The organism is Burkholderia sp. L-4 (genome assembly GCF_056856535.1).
This window is the reverse complement of sequence record NZ_JBXEOX010000004.1, coordinates 14920-36699: the sequence shown is the minus strand read 5'-3', so window position 1 is coordinate 36699 and position 21780 is coordinate 14920. Positions and strand designations below refer to the sequence as shown.

General features: G+C 59.6%; 13 protein-coding genes and 1 pseudogene. 8 read left to right on the top strand and 6 right to left on the bottom strand.

Going from position 1 to position 21780, the window contains the following annotated elements; translation table 11 throughout:
- Positions 1-28: 28 nt before the first annotated feature.
- Both AC1VVG_RS35210 and AC1VVG_RS35205 read right to left on the bottom strand, forming a co-directional pair.
- Positions 29-298: a YrhB domain-containing protein gene (locus AC1VVG_RS35210; protein ID WP_226158691.1), complete on the bottom strand. Its 270-nt coding sequence runs from the start codon at positions 296-298 to the stop codon at positions 29-31.
- Entirely contained in the window at positions 295-9339 is a 9045-nt protein-coding gene (locus tag AC1VVG_RS35205; RefSeq protein ID WP_482837667.1) for a two-partner secretion domain-containing protein, read from the bottom strand. Before AC1VVG_RS35205 ends, AC1VVG_RS35210 begins: the two co-directional genes overlap by 4 nt.
- 540 nt (positions 9340-9879) lie before the next feature.
- On the opposite strand from AC1VVG_RS35205, the gene AC1VVG_RS35200 reads away from it, so the two are divergent.
- The 6 genes from AC1VVG_RS35200 (at position 9880) to AC1VVG_RS35175 (ending at position 13880) form a co-directional block, all read left to right on the top strand.
- Positions 9880-10179: an H-NS histone family protein gene (locus tag AC1VVG_RS35200; protein ID WP_059447309.1), complete on the top strand. Its 300-nt coding sequence runs from the start codon at positions 9880-9882 to the stop codon at positions 10177-10179.
- Positions 10180-10280: 101 nt separating this feature from the next.
- A complete protein-coding gene (locus tag AC1VVG_RS35195) occupies positions 10281-10673 on the top strand; it encodes a DUF2471 family protein (RefSeq protein WP_482837666.1) in 393 nt (130 codons plus the stop codon).
- A gap of 149 nt (positions 10674-10822) precedes the next feature.
- The gene (locus AC1VVG_RS35190; protein ID WP_482837665.1) at positions 10823-11752 is read left to right on the top strand and encodes a tyrosine-type recombinase/integrase; all 930 of its coding nucleotides are present in this window, start codon (positions 10823-10825) and stop codon (positions 11750-11752) included.
- Between the two features lie 70 nt (positions 11753-11822).
- A complete protein-coding gene (locus AC1VVG_RS35185) occupies positions 11823-12266 on the top strand; it encodes a hypothetical protein (RefSeq protein ID WP_482837664.1) in 444 nt (147 codons plus the stop codon).
- A gap of 7 nt (positions 12267-12273) precedes the next feature.
- Complete coding sequence (locus tag AC1VVG_RS35180; RefSeq protein WP_482837663.1) at positions 12274-12639, top strand: hypothetical protein; 366 nt, start codon at positions 12274-12276, stop codon at positions 12637-12639.
- A 221-nt stretch (positions 12640-12860) separates the two neighbouring features.
- Positions 12861-13880, top strand: coding sequence for a CAP domain-containing protein (locus AC1VVG_RS35175; RefSeq protein ID WP_482837662.1), 1020 nt, complete (start codon positions 12861-12863; stop codon positions 13878-13880).
- An 856-nt stretch (positions 13881-14736) separates the two neighbouring features.
- Here the strand turns inward: AC1VVG_RS35175 and AC1VVG_RS35170 are convergent.
- Together AC1VVG_RS35170 and AC1VVG_RS35165 are read right to left on the bottom strand one after the other, a co-directional pair.
- Complete coding sequence (locus AC1VVG_RS35170; protein WP_482837661.1) at positions 14737-15390, bottom strand: hypothetical protein; 654 nt, start codon at positions 15388-15390, stop codon at positions 14737-14739.
- Between the two features lie 23 nt (positions 15391-15413).
- Positions 15414-15848, bottom strand: a pseudogene (locus tag AC1VVG_RS35165) (VirB8/TrbF family protein); the annotation flags it as partial.
- Between the two features lie 2065 nt (positions 15849-17913).
- Between AC1VVG_RS35165 and AC1VVG_RS35160 the strand changes: the two are divergent.
- On the top strand, positions 17914-18795 hold the full coding sequence (locus tag AC1VVG_RS35160) for a replication initiation protein (protein WP_175028733.1): 882 nt from the start codon (positions 17914-17916) through the stop codon (positions 18793-18795).
- A 116-nt stretch (positions 18796-18911) separates the two neighbouring features.
- Here AC1VVG_RS35160 and AC1VVG_RS35155 read toward each other — a convergent pair whose 3' ends face one another.
- Complete coding sequence (locus AC1VVG_RS35155) at positions 18912-19943, bottom strand: ParB/RepB/Spo0J family partition protein (RefSeq protein ID WP_175907320.1); 1032 nt, start codon at positions 19941-19943, stop codon at positions 18912-18914.
- Positions 19940-20599 carry an AAA family ATPase gene (locus tag AC1VVG_RS35150; RefSeq protein WP_027791981.1) on the bottom strand — a complete coding sequence of 220 codons (660 nt, stop codon included), beginning with the start codon at positions 20597-20599 and terminating at the stop codon, positions 19940-19942. Before AC1VVG_RS35150 ends, AC1VVG_RS35155 begins: the two co-directional genes overlap by 4 nt.
- 1045 nt (positions 20600-21644) lie before the next feature.
- On the opposite strand from AC1VVG_RS35150, the gene AC1VVG_RS35145 reads away from it, so the two are divergent.
- The gene (locus AC1VVG_RS35145; RefSeq protein WP_279612786.1) at positions 21645-21773 is read left to right on the top strand and encodes a hypothetical protein; all 129 of its coding nucleotides are present in this window, start codon (positions 21645-21647) and stop codon (positions 21771-21773) included.
- Positions 21774-21780: the final 7 nt, after the last annotated feature.

Genomic DNA, 21780 nt, shown 5'->3' with positions numbered 1-21780 from the left:
ATTTGATCATCCTTACGATCCTTTTGGATCACGCTGAATCGTGTTCGCCAAATCCCAACACTGCTCCCGCCTTCGAAACCCTAAGAGGAAGATTTCCAGCAAGCAGATAAGCCGGGTCGCCAGTGCTCAAGTACAATGCCGATTGATAGTGGAAGAGCCAGCATTCACCACAGTCCACAATTTTATCCGTCGACACGACCCATCGATCATCTTCAGGCGAATTGTAGGAAGTGCGAACCGACTCGTTTAGATAGTTTTCAGCAATATCAATGGCGGCTGTCAAAGTAATTACAGTCATTTCGCACCAATTGGTTTCACGGGCATGAAAAGCAACTTCGGAAAGGCTGCTGGATTTGCAACAGTACCCGTTTGCCCATCGAGATATCTAATAGTGCCATTCTGATTGACAACATTGAATACGTGCCCCACATCTGATCCGGCAGGCGGAAAGCCGTACACAATCCCAGTCGCACCATTGCCTTGTTGAAGCAACGACTGCTCGATGCTGCTCGTCGTCGCCGGCGCAAACCTACTTCCGAACTGCTGCTGAAGAACAGCGATGCTCGTTGGACTACCGGGAAGCGCACTGGCTGGATTACCGCGCAACGTAGCATCGGTCGCTATTGCACAGTTGACGCAGTTCATGTCGCCGCCGGTTGGATTGACATTTCTGATACTACCAGCCGCCGGCACCGTATCACCTGCAGTTGCCCGGCTTCCGCTCGAACCTCCAAGCAGCGACGCAGCCCCAACCGTTCCCACCAACGACACCAGGCCCCCGAAATCCGGATCGTCATAAGGCAGCATCGCGCCGTTCAGGAACGGAACATAGTCCGGATAGCCCGGCAGCGCCCCATTCACGAAGTTCGGAATCGCCTCAACCGTTCCGACTGCCGTATTCCACGCCGCGCGCCCCGTATCTTTAATTGCGCTCGTCAGCGTGCCGCAGTTGTGGCCCGGCGCGCATGTATTGTTCAGCGTCTCGTTCTGCGCCGCTGTCATCGCAGCCAGCGCGTTCTGACCCAGCAAGCCCGCCACTGCGCCACCGAGCAAGGACGTTGCCGTTACGATCGCCGCAAGCTGCCCCTGATCGGTGACGCCCTGCCCGCCTGTTACCGCCGTGGCGATGCTGTTCGCCGTCATCGCCGACACCGCCCCGCCAATCGCACCTCCGCCGCACCCTTGACCCGTTGCGGCGCCCGCAGCGCAGCCGAGCGCAGCGTGTGCCGCCACGTACGCCGCACCTGTCAGCGTGCCGTCCTGATTCAGGTTGCCGATTGTGTAGGCAATGGACGCCGCAGCATTCGTCGCTGCGCTGTTGCGCAGGTTCGTCAGGAAGCTGCCGCCCTGGATTGCCGTCTGTATGGTTGCTTGAAGCACCGACTCCGCAGCAAGCGCCGTGAACGCGGTCGACAGGGAACCGGTTGCTGCGCCAGCCTGCGGCACAAGCGTATTGCCCACCGCTTGCACTCCGGAAAGCGCCGCGAGACTGTTCTGCGAGGCATTCCACGACCAGCCCAAGCTACCGTTATCGAACGTAATGCCATTCGTCAGGCCAGCCGTTAGCGCCGCCACACCGCCAGTCTCGAACACCTTCCCTACGCTGAATGAGCCTCCACTGTTCAACTGGCTCATCGTGCTGTTCATCATGCCGGCAAACGCGGCCGACAGCGCCACGTTCGCCGTGCCTGCGCCAACCGCCGCCGCCGTCGTCACAGTCACCTCGGTCGTGCCAACCGCTATCGTCGTCGTAGTCGCTGGCACGGCTGCTGCAAATGTCGTCCCAGTACCGACGGTTGCCGTCGCCGAAGCCCCAATCGCCCCCGACGCCGCCATGCCCCCCATAATCGAGAGCCCGACGATCACTCCAGTCATGAAGATCTGGTCGAACCACGAGTCGCTGTCGAGCGCTTGGGTATCGAGATGGTCGGTGACGGTCTGTTGCGTGAAGTTACCGCCGAGTTGACTCTTCAGATTCGCCAGCATCGCCTGCGTGCCAGCCGTATCGACTGCGCCGTCCGCACCGACTTTCTGGAGTGCTCCGCCGATCTGGTTCAGGCTTTGCACCTGCAAATCGTAATTGGCGGCCGACATGAAACCGCCTTGTTGCGCCACGGTGCCCGTGGTCTGCAACGCCACGCCTTCCGGCCCCTTCTGATAAATCGTGCCGATATCCGTCGAACGCTGTTGGTTAGTCAGCGAACCGGTATTGACCGTCAGGTTCTGCGCCGTGACCGTGCCGGTATTCAGAATGCTGTTCGCGAAATTGAGCGTGACATTCGTGCCCGTGATTTCGCCGTCAGCGTTCACTTCCGCGAAGTTCTTCGGCAGCAGCACCTCCGGCATCAGCGCCTGCACTGTCGGACAGGCCGCGCCGCCGGTCGTGCTGCATCCCGGCTCCGGCACGGATTGCTCGACATACCAAAGCATCGGCGAGTTGATCTGGGCGAGCTGGGCTTCACTCAGCTTCGTGCCGAGCGCGACGTTGTTCTTCTCCGCATACTCGAGCGCCGCGCCGTACAACGCTGCCTTGTCCTGATTGTTGATCGACGCCTGGCTCGTACTGTCCGTCGCACTCGTCGTGCTGTAGAAGCTGCTCTTGCCAATCGCCTGCAACGCTGCCTGCTGGATCAGCTGGTTTTCGGTGTACGGGTCATAGTAGAAAGGCACGCTCCCCGGTTGCAGGTTCGCGGGCAAATTCGCGATCAGCGCGGCCGACGAGAGCGAATCGACCACCTGAGCGGCGGGATTGCTGGTCAGGTAGCTGACCGTGGTCGTCGCACCCGCGATCGTCTTGACGGTGACGCTTTGCGGCGTACCCGCGATAGGCGCAGACGCCGAGCCCGGCGACGCGCCTACCGGACGGGTCGTCACGGTAACCACCGGCGCGACCGGCTGGCCGACCGTCTGCGAGCCGATCGGCGTATTGGCAGGCAGACCGGTCATCCCGGTGACCGACGTCGGCCGGCCGCTCTGATCCGTGACCAACCCGGCCTTGTTCACCGAATCCGCGATCGAACTGGGCAGCGTTGGCGGAGCCAGCGAAATTACCTGTCCCGAGACGACCGGCGGCGGCGTAAAGACGTTCGGGTTCGTAATCCCGTTGACGAGCGTCGAGCCCGTCAGGGTGACCGTTTGGCCGATCACGTTGCCGGTATTGTTCAGCGTCGGCGAATGGACGCTCAGATTACCCGCCTGAATCGTGCCCGGCACGAAATCGGGCAATCCGACGTTCGACGGCAGGCCCGATACTGCTTGCGCATCGCCAGCATTGAACGCCCCGCCATACAGATTCTGGCAAGTCGACGCCATGCCCAGGCAGCCCCACGTTCGGGTACCAACCGGATTACCGGTCCAGTACGCGTGCAGGTACTGGTTGTCGCTCGATGCGCTTTGAGTTGCGTTGATCGTCGCGGTATTCAGTGCCGTGATGAGACTGCCGGTGTTGCTGAACATCCCCGCTGCGATCGACAGGTTGTTGTTCGCCGTAATCGTGGACGGCGTAGCCGACTGCACCTCGACATACGCTTCGCAGTTCTGGCCACACCCGCTATAGGGCGACGCCGAACCATAGTTCTGATGGACCGCCACCGGCGCGGCAATCGTGTTCGTCACACTTGCCGCGTTGATTTGCACGTTATGACCTGCCTCGATTGCGGCCGACGTGTTCGTCACACTGGCAGCCTGCGTCGTGTTCGCCGCAGTCGTGCCAGCACCGCCGATGACGACGTCGTTCTTCGCAACCAGATTGCCGTAGGTGTTGCTGACCTGGTTGGCGGCAATGACGATGTCATGACCGGCCGTCACGTTGCTGTTGGTCTGCTGGTAGCTGTACGCCTCCGAGTTCGGGTTGGTCGTTCTCAGATTCGAGCAGCCGGCATTCGACACCCCCGACGCACACCCGGCCGTCACGGCCTTCGACCCGACATTCGATCCTTGATTCGTGAAGCTTGCCGCCTGAATCGTGACATCATTGCCAGCCGCAAGCGTGCCGGTATTGGTCAGATTGCCGCCCGACAGATTCAGATTGTTCCCTGCAAGAATCTGCCCGACGGCACCTTGTGTCGTGGCGGTCCTGCTCGTTGTCTCCAGCGGCACCGTCCCCGGCGCGCTGATCGTATAGGTTGCCGGCGGCGTTGGCGTACCGACCAGGCAATATCCTCCCTCGCACTGATACGTGCCACTCGGGTTCGCCGTGCCGGCCACGCCGATCGATCCGGACTTCTGCAACGCCTGCAGTGACGTCAGGAACGCATTCAGCGATGCGCCATCGACCGTGTCGGTGACCGACGACGTGAAGCTCGAGCCTCCGTTCTGGAGCTGCTGCACGTTCACGTTGGCGTCGTGCCCTGCGCTTACAACACCGCTCTGGTTATTGAGCGTGTTGGCCGTCAGGTTAAGGTCGTGCCCGGCCGCGATGACAGACGACGTCACGGTCGCGCCGGTCGTGGTGGTGGTCTCGGTAACGGTCGGCAGGGTGAGGGATTGAACCGTCGTTGCACCAGAAACCGGCGTAGAAGGCGGCACGACAACCCACATAGCACCTTTGGGTGCATTACTCGTGGGCACCAGTGCAAACTGGACTGTTCCCGAGGACGCAACCGGTGGCGAGGCGTCGCCCCAGCCTTGATAGATCAGCCGCGCGCTGGAAATCGACCAGACGGTTGAATTTGTCGGCTGCTCACCGCCGACCGACAGGAGCCCGCCGAGCGTCGCCGGCAAGTTTGCCTGCCCAAGGGTCAGCGTCCCACCGTCCTTGCCGACGTTATAGATCGCATAGACCAATTCCGAGCCGATCGGCGTGGCCATCAGCAACCCAGGATTGTCGACGGTCTTCGTGGTCGTGGTGGTTGTGACCGTTGCCGCCGCGGAATTGTTGACGTTGTTTGCCGTGATCTTCAGATCGTTCGTCGCCGTCAGCGTGCCGCCAGCGTTCCCGAGGTCGCCACTCAGGTTGATCGTTGCGTTGCCACTACCGGTCGGGCTCTTGCTATTGCCTGCACTGGTCACCCCGTTCGAATTGTCGTAGCTCGTCCCCGCAATCGTCAGCGTATTGTCTGCGTGAACGGTACCGCTATTCGTACCCGCACCGTTGAGCGTCAGCGCATCGAGCGCCGCAACCGTGCCACTGGTCTGATTGGCGAGCGAGCCATTGATCGTCAGGTCGTTGCCATTGATCGTGCCAGTATTTCCTACAGCACCATTCACCGTCAGTGCACCGATGCCTTGATTGATCGTGCCGGTGTTGTTGAAGCCCTGCGCGGTGGACACCGTGACGTTCGAACTCGGTAGCGTCCATGTTCCCGAATTATTGACCGATTGCGCCGACAGGTTGACGCCATTACGACTGTCGACCGTACCGAAGGTCGCTGCGGACGGATCCAACGTCTGGTTCGGCAAATTCAACGTCGCGTTGTTCTGCCCATAAATCGTGCCGCCTGAGTTGTTGAACGAGCCGTTGCCCCCTGTCACCGTCACGGTCGTCTTGCCCGTTGCAGCGGTCGGATTCGCAACATCACCGGCGTACAACACACCCTTTTGGTTGCTGAGATTCGCCGTCGTGACGTTCAGCGCGTTCGTCGCCAGAAGGCTACCCGAGTTGGTGACGCTGCCGCTCGCCGTGACGTTCGTGGTGGGCCCATAGACGGAGCCACTGTTCACGAGGTCCGCGGCATTGATTGTCGCGGTCTGCAGTGAGGACAGTGCACCCGAATTCGTGACGGTCGTACCCGACACATTCAGGTTGCCGGCCGCCATTTGCGTACCGACGTTATTGACCGTACCGCCCGCCAACGTCGCGTCGCCCTTGAACGCGGCCGTGCCACCCGTCGTCAGGCTTTGCGTACCGGTGATCTGCGTCGCGCCACCGACCACCGCGTTCGCGGTAGTCACGTTCGCACCCGAAAGCGTCGCGTTGCCGCCCACGGACAGCGCCGGCGCATTCGCGTCGAACTGCGCATTGAGTTGCCCTGCTGACGTATCGAGCGCGTTGCTCGCGGTAGCCGTCAGATTCCCGCCCGCCGATACACCCTGCGTCGTGATGTTCGTCGCTGCGAACGTCGCGTTCTTGGAGACCGTGGTCTGGCTGGCGAGCGTCAGGTTCTGGCCGGCGTTCAGCGATGCATTACCCGCAGTCGAGACAGTGCCGGCCGCCGTCAGGTTGCCCGATTTCGCATTGACCGAGAGATCGCCGAGACTCTTAACGCTGCCTTGGGTTTTAACATCAGTGCCGGCCGTGATCGTCGTCGCCCCGCCCGACAGCGCATCGCCGGTCAACGCCGCGGCGCCGTTCGTCGCCGTCAGCGTGCTGCTACCCACAGCCGTGGTCGCGCCGACCGACAGGTTGTTACCCGCCGTCGCCGTCAGATTGTTGCCGGTCTGGACAGTGCCGCTGATGCCGATATTGCTTCCGGCCTTCAGTGTCGTGTCGTTCGCGACGCCGATTGCGCCAGTGCCGTTGATGTCGCGCCCAGCTGTCACACTTGCATTGCCGGAATTGCCGACCTCGAGACCACCGTTCAGGTTGGCGTCACGTGCGGCCGCAATCGTCGTGTTCTGGCCGCTTTGCACGGTCCCGGCAACCGAGGCATCCTGTCCCGCGTTGATGTTCAACGTGCCGGGGGTCGATACCGTACCGGCCACCGCGACGCTGCCTGCAGTCGATCCAATCTGCGCGTTGCCGCCGCTATAGACCGTACCGCCCACATTCACGCCCTGCAGGCCGCTCGCATTCAGCGCGCCCGTCGAGACTACGTTCCCTGACGTGCTCAAGGTGCCGCCGTTCGCCACGAGCGTCATATCGCCAACGGATGCGGCCGTCCCCTTGATGCTGGTATTACCGCCTGACGTCACGCTCAGGTTCCCGCCGCTCGTCACGTTCCCGGCCAGCGTCGTATCCTGCCCTGCCTGAATCGTAACGGCGCCCGGCGCCGCTAAGGTGCCGCCGAAGCTCGCGTCGGTACCCGTCACCGCACTGATCGTGCTGCCACTCTGCACGGCGCCGTTCAGCGCAATCGCTTGCCCAGCGGCCAGATTGACAGCACCTTGCGACGACGTGACGTTGCCTTGCCCCGTCAGCGAACCAGCCAGCGCGGTAATAGATACCGGGCCCTTTGCCTGCGCGGTGCCGCCAATCGACGCGTTCTGGCCGGCACTGACGGTCAGGGCACCATTGGACTGAGCGCTACCGCTTACTGTCGCTGAGCCGACTTGCGCCGTGATCGTCGTGTCGCTCACCGATGCGATCGTGCCGCTCACGCTGGCGCCGCGGCCGGCCGTCATCGAAACCGTGCTGCCACCGGTCAAACTGCCCGTTTCCGTCGCGTCGCGACCGGCCGTGATCGCGATCGCGCCCGGCGCCGATACGTTCGCCAGCGTCGCATCCTGCCCTGCCGTCGCTGTGACCGCACCACCGCTTTGCACCGCACCGCTATACGCGATGCTCTGACTCGCCGACAGCGCAACGTTACCCGTCGTCGTTCCGATCGCGCCAGTCCCGGTCAGGTTTCCGTTCCTCGCCGCAAGCGTCGCGTCGTTGGTCGTCGTCAGCGCGCCGTTGACGGCCACATTTCCGCCGGACACGTTTGCGGTCGCGGCCTGCGTTTGCCCACCAAGCGTCGTGGTGCCGCCGGACTGAACCGTCAGCGTGCCTGGCGTCACCGCGGTACCGGAGATTGTCGCGTTGCCAGCGCTCGCGGTGACGGTCAACGGGCCCTGCGCTGAGACATTGCCGCCTACGAGCGCGTCCTGTCCAGCCGTCACCGAGAGTGCCGCGTTGCTGATCGCGCTGCCCGCAATTTGTGCGGTGCCCGTAGTCGCCGCAATCGACGTCTTGTCGACACCAGACAGGGCGCCGTTCACGCTCGCATTGCGTCCGCCCATCAGCGCGACCGTGCTACCACCTTGAACGGCACCGTTCACCGTCAGATCGCGTCCGGCCTTGGCCGAGATCGCGCCGGGCGCGCTCAACCCTCCGACGGTCAGGTCGCCATTCGACGCCTGTAATGCGACGTCGTGCGCGGACAGCGAGCCGATCGACATCGATTGCCCGGCAGTGAGGTTCGCTGAACCGTTTGCAGCGACTGACGCAGCGTTCAAATTGCCGCTGGCATTCATCGACACGTTCTGCCCAGCTGAAACAGAGCCGGTCGCGTTGACGTCGCCGTTGGCGTTGACCGTGTAATTCTGGTTAGCGAGCCCGGTTCCGGTGATCGTCGTCGCGCCTGCGCTCGTCAAATTCACGTTCTGGCTGGCAAACGTTTGACCGACCGTGACGTCGCCGTTCGAATTGACGACGACATTCCCCGCTGTCGCGGTCAACGGGCCTTGCATGTTGGCGCCGAGGCCCGCTGCTGTCTGGACGATGTAGACCTGGCCAGCGGTGACCGATCCGAACTGATTCGCATCGATCGCCAAGCCGTTTGCGGTTTGGATCGCCGTGACATTGTTCGGCAGACCGTTGGCTGCGGTACCGTATGCAGTGCCGGTATTGCCCGTCGTGGTCGGCGTGACGAGCTGGTTGCCCGTCACGACGTTGATGCGCTGATCCGCACGGATCGGCGCCGCCAGCGTGACTGTTTGCCCGATGAGGTCAATATTCCCGACAGTCCCTTCGATCCCGGCTCCCGGACCGTTTACGCCTGCCGGCCCGTTGATCGAGATGTTGCCGGATCGAACGTCGTACGCGACCGCACCGGCGTGCGCGAAATCGGTTGGAGCACCACCGACGCCCGTGATGAACTGCGGCGTGCCTGTGGTCAGCGTGAGATTCGGGATGTTCGTGAGCGACAGTCCGTTTGCCGATACCCCGCCCGGAGCCGCGATCACGATCGGCGCCGCAGCACCGAAGGTCTCCAGTGGTCCGTTCAGTACCGCGATATTGTTCGACGTGACCTGGTTGATGATCAACGACGCAGGTCGGCCGTTCAGATTCGGGTTCGCGCCAAGCGTACCGCCCAGCAGAGGCGTACCCGAAATCGTACTGTTATTCAGCACGAGGCCTTCGGATCCCACGTTGAACGACTGATACTGTCCGAGACTCACCCCATTGGAGTTCGGCGCGGGGATATTGATAGCAGGGACACCTGAGCTAGTCGCGGTCACCGTCGGCTGAAACGGAATCGGCGCGCGCGGATCGATGATCGGCGCAGCATGCGCAGTCTGATCGATCAGAAGTACCGCGGGGCTGAGGTACATCACGACCGACATGACCCATGCGGTCGCCTTGACCCAAAGCGCATGCTCTTCGCTTTCCAGCGAAGCTTGACCGAAGATGATTTTCTGTTTGGCCGTTCCCCGTTGAACGTGCCGAGCTTCTATTTCGCGCATCAGTCGGCGCATGGTTGGTCTCACTCGGAATTTTCAGCGGATGTTCGCACAGCAGAAACCGAAAGATGGTCAACAATTGTCATGCCCCTTCTTGCTGCCGGGATCATTATTACAAACTGCCTTCATGCTGATTCGAATATCAAAATATCGACGATGGCTTACTGTGACCAATATAAAAATAAATAAATGTTTTGAGATTGATTTAATCAAAAAGACCCCCGTTCCCGGCCGAGAGACCGCAGAGCCATGCCTGACAGCGCTTTGGCTCCGAGGGGGGCGACGGGCGCATCGACTACATGTGTGCGCTAGGACCGAATAGAAATGTTAAAAATCGTTTCTTGAAAACTTAAATCCGATCGATGAATACCTCCCGATCGGGAGGGAATAGCCGGTCGCAACGAGGCATAACGCGGTCAAACGACATCAGCTGGCTCACAAACCACCTGCGATTTTTACGAGGGAGCGTGTTGTGCTCTGTCGACGCGGACTTGACTTTCGTTTGAAGCCGGTAAGGTAGTCGATACCAATTTCTCAACCACGAATGGAGAAAGCATGTCGACATACCACGAACTTCTCGCAAAGCGCGCCGCACTCGAGGCGGAAATCGACGCCGCAAAAGGGGCTGCTCGGGAGACAGCTTTGAAAGAGGTGCGCCGGCTCGTGAACGAATTCGATCTCAGCGCCCGGGAGGTCTACGGGGCGCGCGCAACCCGCAAGCGCGGCCGCGTCGATGCGAAGTATCGCCATCCCGACACCGGCGCGACCTGGAGCGGTCGGGGCCGCCCCCCGGCATGGATTGACGGCAAGGACCGCACGCCCTTCGAAATCCAGCAAAGCGCCCCCCAGTCTTGAACTCCCGCAGAACACTGGATACATTTACAGTGTGCCAGGCGCAGCAGCCACTCGCGATCTACCGAGTGGCTGGCCGCAGGTCCCTTGTCTCGCCGATTACTATGAACCTCGCCCCGACTGTTGATTGCCACGATGCCGAGCTCGATCCGATTCGGTACGGGTATGCGCTCGAGTCCGCAACGCAAGATCTGCGACGCATTGCGACGTCGCTCGCAGCTCGCTATATCAGCGCCGGCCTTGCTCACGCCTTGAGCTGGCCGCTATTGCTCGAGATCGAAGAGCAGGCGTTTTCTGATTTGGCATTTCAGAGCCGCAACGATCCACCGATCGTCGGCGCACTGCCGCGCATTGGGCCGGCGACGCTGCCGGGCGTCGATTTCAGCGGTCTCATCGACTGGGGGCAGTCCGATCCATCGCTGCCGATCGTCTATCAGTGCGTCCGCGAGCTTCTGAAGGGCGCCGCCACGTTCGAGCGCAGTGAGGAAGCTGCGTGAGCGACGCAATCCGTGGGCTCAACGAGCTGCGTACCGATGCCCACGCCGAAAAATGGATGGAGGGATGCCGCACCCTTCTGCAGGCGAAGGACGCGAATCGTAGATTCGCGTTATGCTTGAGGTACCCAATGTTCAGTATATAAGATCAAATGGACGAACCGACTTTCTGGCTGTCGGCGCCGACCGAGGCCTATCGACAGTGGCAGCGCACGGAAGCCGCCGGCGCCGATCGGCGTGCGTTGTCGCCGAGGTCGATCGTCCAGCACGAAGCGATGTTTGAACGCTTCATGCGCCACCTCGCCGCCGCGCAACGGTCGCTGGCCACCTTCGGACCCGACCACCTCGAATCATTCTTCGCTGATCTCGATCGCCGGTGCAAACCCGGCACCACGACGCGCCTGCGCTACGAGAAGCTTCTCGACAGGCTTGGCCGACACCTGGTCGACGTCGGCGTGCGCAAGACCAATCCAGCGGCCGTCTACACACTGACCCAGATGTGGCCAGAGGACGAACCCGTCCCGGTGTACCTGCTCGAGGCCGATGACCGTCGACTGCAGGCGTCGATCCGAGCCATTGATGGACTCGACGATCGCGCGTTGCGGAACCGCGCCATCGTTGGCTTATTGCTCTCGACCGGCATCACCGCGCAGGAAATCCGGCAGGCGACCGCCGACGACCTCGACCTGTCGCCGGCGCGGCCGCACCTTGAAATCCCGAAGCGCGGCCCGCGCGAATCACGCCGGGTCGACGTAGTCGAGTTCGCGGTACCGGCGCTCACGCGATGGCGAAACCTGTCTGCGGCCGCCGACAGCCCACTGCTGTTCCCGTCCCCCCGTGCTGGCGGGCCGATGACCGACGAGATGCTCGGCCGCATCGTTCGAGACGAACTCCTCGCGATCGACATTCGGCTCCCCGATATGAGTCCGCGCACCCTGCGGAACACGTTCGCGAGGCGCCAACTGCTTGCCGGCAAGAGCAACGACGACGTCATGCGAGCGCTGGGCCTCACCAGCCAGCGGACGGTGGTCAGGATTCGCGCAACCCTCTCGCCTTCACCGCAAGCTCACACCGCAGCTTGACTTCTGAACCGCCTCGATAGCCTGAAGAAGCCAGCACTTTCGCTGGCGTCTTTGCTATCGGAGTATTCGTATGGACTACGTAACGCGCTACACCGACCTCATTTACTTCGCGAACGGCGAAATTGCTTCTTGTCGATACAGGTTCATCAAATCGCTGAACAACCAGACGCAAGTCATCCTCCAGATCAATCATCACAGCGGCCGACCGGGCAACCTGGCCGCCGATCACCAAACGCGTGACGCGATCCTGAATCGAATCGCAGACCGCGAGTTGACCGGGGTCCCGTTCTCGATGCTCTGCGTCGCATTGACGGAGGGTGACGTGCACCACGTCGTCTTCCCCGAGCCCGATCTGGAAGACTACATTCAACGTGGCCACCCGTACCAACAGACCCCCGAGCGCGCCGCACGCGGCCGCCATATCGAAACCGAGCAGTACTACTCGGAGGCGGACGGCCGAGTCATCGTCGACGTCCGAGCCGCGCTGCCGTGGGCAGCAGCCTACGTTCACTAGAGGGCACATGGACGACCTCGCCTACCTGGTCGCCGAAAGCAACGCCGCCTGGCTGGACGGCCGCGGCGACGGCCGATTTGAGCGATATGAACGGTTCTATCAGGCGCAGCGGGAGACAAGCGCGGAGTCGTTCGAACTCGAGCAGATCAATGAGGCCTATCCCGATTGGGTTGGGAATCGGCCTACCCCGATGCTTGGAATGCTCGCCAAACCGTGGTTCGGTAAGGTCCTGGTCGCCCTCACTTGCATGTACGTCGGCGCGGCAGCCGTCCCCGCCATCTCAAAGGCAATTCCGTACAAATCGACCGCGTTGCTGGGTGTGGCCTTCATCGGCCTGCGGATATTTCACTGGAAGCGCCGCAAGTCCAAATGACGCCACGGTTTGACTCCCGCCCGATGGCGGGAATTTTTTTGGCGATTCGCCATTAAGTCTGACGAAATCTAACCGTAATTTAGAATTGGCGTTTTTTGGCTCGCCCAAGCCATTTCAAAAACTGGGCTGTCGGCCGCGCGAACTTGACTTCGCCGCCGCATCGGTAGGATGGATTCAAGGGCTCGCAAGGTGCGCGCCCGACAACAATACGAGGACCAACAATGAAGAAGATCACGACCATCAGCCTTTCCGCACTCGCGGCGGCATCGCTGCTCGCGCTCGCGGCCTGCGGTGGCGGTGGCGATGGTGGCAGCACGAACGCGGGCTCGACTGGCAACAACCCCAATCCGTCCAACCCCGGCACGCCGGCAACGACGGTTCCGGGTACGGTCGACAGCCCTCAATACGCGGCCGGCAGCGCGCAGCTTGCGGCGCTGAACCTCCTGAACCAGTACCGCACCCAGTGTGGCTTCCCGGCGCTAAAGCAGAACACCGTGCTTGACCAAGCCTCTCAGGCTCATGCTCAGTATATGGGCCTGAATAACGGTGTCACCGATTCGGAGGTGAGCGGCAATCAAGGGTTCACCGGTGCCACCTATGCTGACCGCGCGACTCACTTCGGCTTTCCGTCCAGCGCGGTCGGTGCAGGCGTCTCGGGCGGCTTCGCGGTCACTTCCAACGGCTTCTCGCAAAGTATTGCAGGCACGGGCTTCGTGAATTCGCTGGTCGCGGGTGTATATCACCTGAGCGCCGTAATGTATCCGACGGAATTGGCTGGATTCGGCGAGTATGAAACCCAATCCGCGGTTCAGGGAACAAACGTCACGACCGCGTGGCAGTCTATCTCCCTCCGCAACACGTCGACTGTTCAGCTCGCCTCGTCGCCGCTGACGTTTCCGTGCCAGGGCGTAACTGGTGTTCCGTATGCCTCGCGCGGCGAGACGCCGACACCTCCCAACGTGAGCGGCATGTGGGGGACCCCGATTACTGTAGTTGGCAACATCACTGACACCGTTTCTCTTTCGACCGCCACCCTCACCAGTGCATCGGGCCAAATTGCACTTCAAGTTCTGAACGCTTCGAGCGATCCGAACAAGCTCGTTCAGCAGAACACGGCGGTTGCTTACTCGACGGCGCCGTTGTCACCGAGCACCCAGTACTCTGCAACGCTCACTGGCACCGTCAACGGGCAACCGTTTAGCCGGAACTTCACTTTCACCACCGGAAGCTCCGCCGGCTAACTCCGGCAAAAACAAAAAAGAGGACCGATGGTCCTCTTTTTTTTCGCTTAGCCTAGTGGTTGCATTGGCCGTTGTTTGCACCGGTCGCATTGATCCAGAAGTAATCAACGGTCCCCGTCGACCTATTCACATAGCAGAACGCTTCCCAAGTGTTGCTCTGTTGGCACGCGAGCTGATACAAGTACCACGGACCGGTCAATGCGCCATAGAAGGCGACGTACTTATCCGAGGTGTAGCCGCCACCATACGGGTAGTTTGGATTCTTGCCGGGAATGGTGCTCCAGTCCCTCCACGTCCTGCTAACTTGGAACGGGGCGTCCCTCGTTATTTGCCCGTCAAAGCTGGCGAACAGTCGCTTATCTGCATCGCTCATCCTGTAACCGCTCGCTACGGCCGTGCAGACCTGATTTGGATCAATGACCGGAGCCGGTGGCAGCGGTGCCGCACACGTCGGCGCCCCCCATGATTGTCCGTTCCACGTTGGTGGCGAAAGCATGTCAAATCCTGCGGGGCAGGATGGAGGGGATTGAAAACTACACTGCGGCTCCGACCATCTCGAACCTTGCCATACCGACGCAGCCACGGTCGTCCAACCCGCGCCGGATTGACACTGGGGTTGTGGAATTGCCCCATTACGCAACGGCGCGGCGCACGTCGAATCCTGATAGCCCGGTGTACACGGGATCGGCGCGCAAGCCTGCCGCATGCCGATATACGAACCGGCCTTGTCGTAGAACGGATACGACCGAAGACTGAACCCAGACTGGCACGAACCGTCTGCAAATGCGCTGCTCGCCCCAATTGACAGCAGCACGGCCAAGCACCACTTCTTCCAACTTTTCACTTGCCTCTCCCCTCAGTACGAGCAATACGTTTCAACGACTGCGCTGCCGCCAATCCCATTGCCGTTCCCGTCTGTAATAAACACTGTCCACGGGCCGCTGCCCGAGGCTGAAACGTTCACAGTCGCCGTCGGATTCACGTAGAAGCTCACCGGGCTGAAAACGATTTGCGGTGTTCCTCCGGTTGCACAACTCGGCGCTGGAACGCCCCAGCCGTTCTGGACCATGAAGTATCCGTGCCGGAGCGCCGGCCCACCAATCGGTAACCAGGCGTGGTCCTGACACGACAGCATCTGCCCGCGTCCATCGCTGTTTTGTGCTATCGCGCCATTTGTCGGGCACCACGCGCGCGGCGTTGCAACCGCGCCCGGTGTGATGGTCTGCGTCACCTGCAGCTGACCATTTACGGTGCTGTCGCCTGTCGCAATCGGCGCCGGCGCTGACCCATCCGCGTTCTGCACGGCCAGCGTCCCAGGGCTTCGTACCGCGTTGCTGACCGCAACGTTCGAAGCAGCAAGCGTCGGCGCTGCGATCGTCCCGGTGGCGTCGATGTTGCCGACGTTGTGCAGATCGACGCCGTTGACATCTTGACTGCCCGTCCACTTCAGTGAGCCGTCGCGCCGGATAAAGACGGCGTTCCCATCCGACGACGGTCCGTTCGTCGCCATCACGATGCCAGCTGGCGCGCCGGGAACTGGTTCTTCGCGTTACCGACCATCTTTGCTTTGACGGCGTTGATGTTCTTGGCGAGGCGTGAGGTACGGATATCGTCGGTGAGGACCGGCTCGATCGTGAACCAGTGCTCGACGTCCTGTTTGATCGCCGTGCGTTTCGCTTGATCGTCGGGGTTGTACGCGGCCAGTTGCTTGACCAACGGATTACCGCCGGCATCGGACGAGACACCGTAGGCCCTCACCACCGACGGCGGCGGTTGCCGGGTGTACACGGCGCCACCAGCGATGATCGCAAGGACGAAACAAAAGGTCTTCCAGTGATTGGCTTCGACGCGCAGACGGGTCCCCTGATCGAAGATGATCGTCTCGGGATCTTCGTTCGAGTAATGGCCGGGCGCCGGCGACAGGGCGACCTGCTTCTTGCTACGGGGAAAGAGTCTGGGGAGTCGCATCACGGAGTTCCAATTGGGACGGATCAATTGGAACAGCCGAGGCGACAACGGCACCTGGGAAAAGAGCCGTGATTTCAGGGACCTTTTCGAGCCGCAAAGAATCGCTGGCCATCGGTGCGACTGCGCGCAACCAGTTGAGGGGCGTACGGCAATAAGCCCTATGAAAATCGTGAGCTTTTTGGGCCTTGCGTTTACGACTACATCGATAGAATTAGTACGCCGTCGTTGCACGCGTTGCACGCAACACCCTGGTGGTGACGAGACGGCAGCCATTCGTAAATCATTGTTTTCGCACGATTCTCAAGCCGGTCCTCGTTCGAGGAATCCTGATGCCCCCCTCAACCGGTTGAGGGGCATTTTTCAGAAACAACAACAATTGACGATCAACGATCCTCGACTCGTATGACCTGTTCCAAATCGTGTAATAGTTCGGCCGCTGAGGAAACAGGCTTCTGCCGAGATCGGTTGGCCGCGGTCGCGCGACATGAGGATCTCCGTGGGGCCGGCGCTCCACCCGTTGTGCTGGGCACGTTCTATCGAGAGCAGTTGGACCGGCATCTTTGGCCGAGTCAAGCATCGATGGCCGCCGCCTTCAAAGTGTCGAAGGCGATTGTCACACGATCAATTCAAGCGTCTTTGCTTCCGCCCGACGTGATCACCTCGTTCGGCGGACCATGTCAAGTGTCATACCGGACAGCAGATATCGCTGCGAAATTGATCCAGAAGGTTGGTACGGACCTTGTCACGCGAAGGGCTCTAACCGTTCCGGCCAACATTGCTCCATCGAAAGTGATATCGATACTGTCTACGGGCGTGGTCCAACCCGAAGACGGTGTCGAACTTCGACTGTCTGTAGGTGCAAACGGAAGGTACCTCAGAATCGATGCGCCTCATATCGACCTTGTAGTTCCCCATCTTGCCGTACTGCAAGATCTGCTGAACGCTCTATTTCCGTCGGTCATTCCGCGGAGACGCTAACGGTATTGTCGAACGGGTGACGGATTCCGACCTCGAGGGAATTGCCAGGCGATGGGTGACATTTTCCGACCCAGTGCTTTCGGCAGACCGTGGAACAAAATAAGTCGGCGGAGCGCAATGGTGACGGTTTCCGACCCGAGGCGTGCCGAGATGCCGAGAGGTGACATTTTCCGACCTGCAGCGACAGTTGCTAAAAGTGACGAATTCCGACCTGCTGACTTAGGCCGGAAAGTGACATATTCCGACCTTCTAACTCGACGCCTCAGAAGTGACGTTTTCCGACCCAGTGTGCGGTTTCAAAGGTGACACTATCCGACCTGAACGTAGAGCTGATGGTGACAGATTCCGACCTGGTAAGCATCTCGATAAGTGACAAATTCCGACCTGAGGTGGGATCTTCTCCTCTTTCATACGCTGGGATTTCGCACCGACAGTGACGTTTTCCGACCCAAGGGCCTGCCCTTCCTATGACTTTTTCCGACCCGTCGCGATGGTTTTTCCGCCGATGACCCGCCCCAGCCGTGGGACTGGCCCTTATAGTTTGTGGAAAAGGTGACGTTTTCCGACCCAGTAGTCCGCTTCCTCATTGTTCCGGGGGTCTAGTCGGTCAAAGGTGAGTGAGTACTTAGTACCTTTGGGCCGGTCAGGTCGGAAAGCGTCACCTTTTCCGCTTGCAACCCAGTCTTTCCGGCCAATAGGACGCCGATCGGAGATCCTAGAGCCGCGTGGAGGTCGGAAAATGTCACTTTTAAGTGACCCGGTGTGCGTTGGAGGCAGGTGTCAGGGGGTTGTTGTTGTATAGAAGCAACTTTCAAACAGTGCTTTTTGTAAGACAGTTTGTAGAACCGTTTGTAAAACCTTTTGTAAACGCTGTGCCCCGTCCCGCACAGGCTTGCCAGGTAAGGCTTTGCCGGACGTCACAGTCGAGAAACTGTGACGTTTGCCGACCCGGAGGTGACGCAATCCGACCCTAAGTAGACACAAAGCGGGCCGGCGGTGACATATTTCGACCGTTATCCACAACGGTGACTTGCGCCCTGAGCATGTCACCTTATAATTGTGACACCCTCCGCTGAAGGTCACCTTTGTGAACAAAAAGGCAAAAAACCAGTCCGAGCCGGCTCAGGTCGAGATCGTTGAGCTCGAACCTCTCCAGATCGAGCCGTTGGACGAACCTGCTCTGGACGGTGATGGCCGCGTACGGGGGACTGTTGCCATGAGCCGAGCTCTGGTCAATGCCCAGCAAGGCCTGACCCTAAACGAGAAGCGGGTCATGATGGCAGCGCTCCGATGCATAGATAGCAAGAAGTCACCGTACTTGCATGGTAAGGGTAACGGCTATGTAAGTGTTCGTGTTCGAGCCGACGAGTTCGCCGCGCTGGCAGCACTTGCTCCGCGGTCCGGCGAGAAGCAGGCCACCGCCGCGTATGAGGGACTGAAAGAAGGCTGTGCGAGTCTTCAAAAGCGTCAATTGACGTACATGGATGGCCCGAGGAAGGTGGTACTGAATTGGGTGTGGAAGGCGGTTTATCATGAACGAGAAGGATGGGCAGAAGTTTCCTTCTCTCCGGATTTAACGCCCCACATCTTCATGTTGCAGCGGCGTTTCGTCTCGTATCAACTCGAGTTTGCCCGAGGGCTACAGTCACTTTATTCGTGGCGGCTCCTCGAACTGTTGATGCGAGAGCGGGATCGGGGCAGGCTCCTGATCACGTTGGAAGATTTCCGCCACGTGCTTGAAATCCCTGCTACGTACCGCTTTGCCGACATCAAGCGTCGGGTGATTGAAACCGCTGTGAACGAGCTGAACGCAAAGGCGGATCTTGTAATTTCCTGGACACCGGTGAAACTCGGCCGCGCTGTGAATTCGCTCGATTTCAAGTTTATCCAGAATCCGCAAAGCCGCCTCGCACTGGACGGCGACTTGCCCTTTGAAGAATCAAGTGCAGCGGCAACTGCCGGAAGCTGAAGCGCGACGGCCTCGCAGTAGTTCCGTCGCGCTACATCGCTTGTAGTACGGCACGGGGTGAATGCCACTCTAGCTGTGTTGCCTACCCGGCGGACATACGTGGGTGTGGCACATCGCTACTTCAGTTGGTGGCCGTCTTCCGCAAGGAGCTTTTTGAAGGCCGCAACGTATGCCTCGGCTTTTTCGGCCGAACCTAGAGCGAGGTCCAGACGGACCTTCCCGTCGCCCCATTCCTTGATCGCACCGATCTCAGCCCCTTCAACAGTTGACACCTTGTACTGTCGCGAAAGGGACTTCCGTGGGGCTCGGCCATTTTCGAGACTTTCGCGTAAAGCCTTCACCTTCTGAAACGGCAATTCCTCGTCACGAATGCGCTCGGCAAATGCCAAGGTGCGCTTCTCGTCCGATGCCTTGAGGAACAGGGTGAGCTCGTAGCTAGTTGATAAGCCGAATTGTTTGGGATGCGAACCGATCACGTCCAGGACTGACTGCGGCAGATCCAGAAGCGCGAGAATTTTGCTGACCTTGGATTTGCCTTCCTCCACCAAGACCGCCAGCTCGTCATTCGATTTTGCATGACCCTGATCGAGAAGTTTCTTGTACCCGAGTGCGACGTCCAAAATTGTTTCCTGCTCGCGCTCGTTGTTTGCGGCTCGGGCAAGGCGGTAGAAATCTATCGGGTCCAGGCCTTCGAGAAGCTTCACATCCAACGTCTCGAAGCGATTCCGGAGCGCACCAAGCTTTCGGAACTGGCCGTCGATCAAGATTGCGCGGTCGGGAAAGTCGGGGTGGCGTCCGGCAAGCACGGGGACGAGTTGGCCATCTCGGGCCATTGAGGCTGCGCGCGCGGCGATGAGCTCTTCTTTGTAGATAGTGCGACTGTTGAGCGGGTTATCGTCGATATGGCTTATTGGCATTGTTATATACCGCGCCTGCACCTTCCCTGCTTGCTCCAGGCCTGCCAAATACGCTTCTGCAGCCGATCTTGTCGGGGCAGCGACACTCTCATTGGGCTGATCCAATAGGCTGCTTCGGCCGCTCAATGCTTCATCAACGCGGTCGAACCTTGAAGGTGCCGCCGTCACTCGCATTGTCTGGTCGCGCTTTACACCTGCATTAAGCGCCGCAGAGAAGTCTTTCTTGCTCATGCACGCACCTCCAGAACTTCAAGAATTTCGTCGACAAGATCATTCAGCTCTTTGTGGGCGGCCTTGGCCGAGCGGAGTTGAAGGACAGTAGCACCAGATACCTCTGCTTCCTTGTAGGCGGTGCGGAAGCCGAGCTTCGTTTTCAGCATGGGAAGCTCATCGTCTCCAGCCGCAGCTTCAAAGATCTGCTTCACGATCGTGACGTTCTGGTTCATGTTTGCGAACGAACGAAGCTTGAGATCCGGGTTGCGGATCTGTGCCTCCATACCTAATTTTTTTGCCTCTTGAACCGCCCAGAGGTTGCCGCCCGACGCTGCGATGGGAATCAGGCCCAGATCAGAAATAAGAAGGGCAACGGAGGGCGCAGCCGATTTAATGGCGGGCGGACAGTCGATGACAATAAAATCATAGTCATTCACGTACTTTGCAATCTCCCGATCCGGCCGAGGACTTAGCGCCAGGTTCGAAATAGCTGCCGGGTACGGTCGATCATCTGGGGCCGCGCCGACTGAGAGTGTTGCGGTGCCCTGCTCGTCCAAGTCGACTAGCATGGTTCGATAGCCTCGCAGGCCGAAGGCACCCGCGATATTGGTCGAGGTCGTTGTTTTCCCCGACCCTCCTTTCTGGTTGAAGACGGCAATAATTTTTGCGGCCATGCGTTCTCCTTATGCACTCGGTGCTCGGACAGAAGCAGTTTCTACGTAGAAACTGCTCGCCAAGCGGGCTGCTAGGGATATTAGGATGTCACCCGAAAAACATCAAGAAAAACGACGCGATTATGAGAAATGCTACGCTCCGGCGCGGCAGATCAACCGGACCTTGTAGAGTGGCGTCCTTCCAGGAGTAGTTTCTACGTAGAAACTTGGGGTTTTGCCAGTAGCGCCTTCGGCGGCTTAACGGCGCGGCGGACGGCGTCGCGAATCGAACGCAAAGGAAGCAATTGACATTCTCTTGTGCGACCTCTTCGAATCGTGTGCAGCTTTTGGGCTTACGTTCTAGCGCCCTGGGTAGTTTCTACGTAGAAACTGCCGTCGCATAAGACGAGCGCGCAGGCAACGTTTTGCGATCGAGACCCTCGGACCGGGGCATCGGAGAACTCTTTTGGGATGCTCAGAAGGCGTTCAGTTTCTATATGGAGACTGAGTTGTCCAACTAATTGCGGACGCCGGACTCAATCGTCAACTCGCGCGTACTGAGCGTGACGCCGAATGCTCGCAGATATATTTTCTACGTTGAAACTGCCGTCGATGCAATCAGTAATACCCGCGGAAACTTCTAATCTGATGCCTCTGGGGGCGTTCAGTTTCTACGTGGAAACTGAACGGACCAAGCAGTTACAGACCTTGGTCAACCGACAAAGCTCGCATGCTGAGCGTGATAGCGAACGCTGCCAGGTCCAGTTTCTACGTTGAAACTGCGACCAGCGTGCACGACCAAAGCAATCACGAACCGTTTTGCCGGCGGAGAGGTTGGGCTGCCGACTGACATTTCGTCGTATTCGGGATGTGAGCTCAAAAAGATTCGATTTTTTCTTATATACTGACTTTTCGCTACGCGCGCGTAGATGGCCGCAGCGTACGCTCCGTCGCAATGTCCAGGATTATCTGCGGGATCATCGGCCTGTAAGGACGGAAGTCGTAGATCATCTGGTAGTTCGATAACTCCCCCGGAGATAACTCCGACTTAATCTAGGAGAAGTCGATGGGGATCGTCATCGCCACCGTTGATGATGTTTCGGAGTACACGTTCAGACCGGCGGTCATAACAGCAATGTTGGCGTCGCAGATACTTCCGATTCTCGGGCGATTATTCGCCATCAATCGATTTTGATGACCCG

What these genes read in the sequence shown, in the direction of transcription:
- AC1VVG_RS35205 (WP_482837667.1), bottom strand. Translation starts at nt 9,339, where the DNA reads ATGCGCCGACTGATGCGCGAAATAGAAGCTCGGCACGTTCAACGGGGA.
- AC1VVG_RS35200 (WP_059447309.1), top strand. Translation starts at nt 9,880, where the DNA reads ATGTCGACATACCACGAACTTCTCGCAAAGCGCGCCGCACTCGAGGCG.
- AC1VVG_RS35195 (WP_482837666.1), top strand. Translation starts at nt 10,281, where the DNA reads ATGAACCTCGCCCCGACTGTTGATTGCCACGATGCCGAGCTCGATCCG.
- AC1VVG_RS35190 (WP_482837665.1), top strand. Translation starts at nt 10,823, where the DNA reads ATGGACGAACCGACTTTCTGGCTGTCGGCGCCGACCGAGGCCTATCGA.
- AC1VVG_RS35145 (WP_279612786.1), top strand. Translation starts at nt 21,645, where the DNA reads ATGGGGATCGTCATCGCCACCGTTGATGATGTTTCGGAGTACACGTTC.
- AC1VVG_RS35210 (WP_226158691.1), bottom strand. Translation starts at nt 298, where the DNA reads ATGACTGTAATTACTTTGACAGCCGCCATTGATATTGCTGAAAACTAT.
- AC1VVG_RS35150 (WP_027791981.1), bottom strand. Translation starts at nt 20,599, where the DNA reads ATGGCCGCAAAAATTATTGCCGTCTTCAACCAGAAAGGAGGGTCGGGG.
- AC1VVG_RS35185 (WP_482837664.1), top strand. Translation starts at nt 11,823, where the DNA reads ATGGACTACGTAACGCGCTACACCGACCTCATTTACTTCGCGAACGGC.
- AC1VVG_RS35155 (WP_175907320.1), bottom strand. Translation starts at nt 19,943, where the DNA reads ATGAGCAAGAAAGACTTCTCTGCGGCGCTTAATGCAGGTGTAAAGCGC.
- AC1VVG_RS35170 (WP_482837661.1), bottom strand. Translation starts at nt 15,390, where the DNA reads ATGGCGACGAACGGACCGTCGTCGGATGGGAACGCCGTCTTTATCCGG.
- AC1VVG_RS35175 (WP_482837662.1), top strand. Translation starts at nt 12,861, where the DNA reads ATGAAGAAGATCACGACCATCAGCCTTTCCGCACTCGCGGCGGCATCG.
- AC1VVG_RS35180 (WP_482837663.1), top strand. Translation starts at nt 12,274, where the DNA reads ATGGACGACCTCGCCTACCTGGTCGCCGAAAGCAACGCCGCCTGGCTG.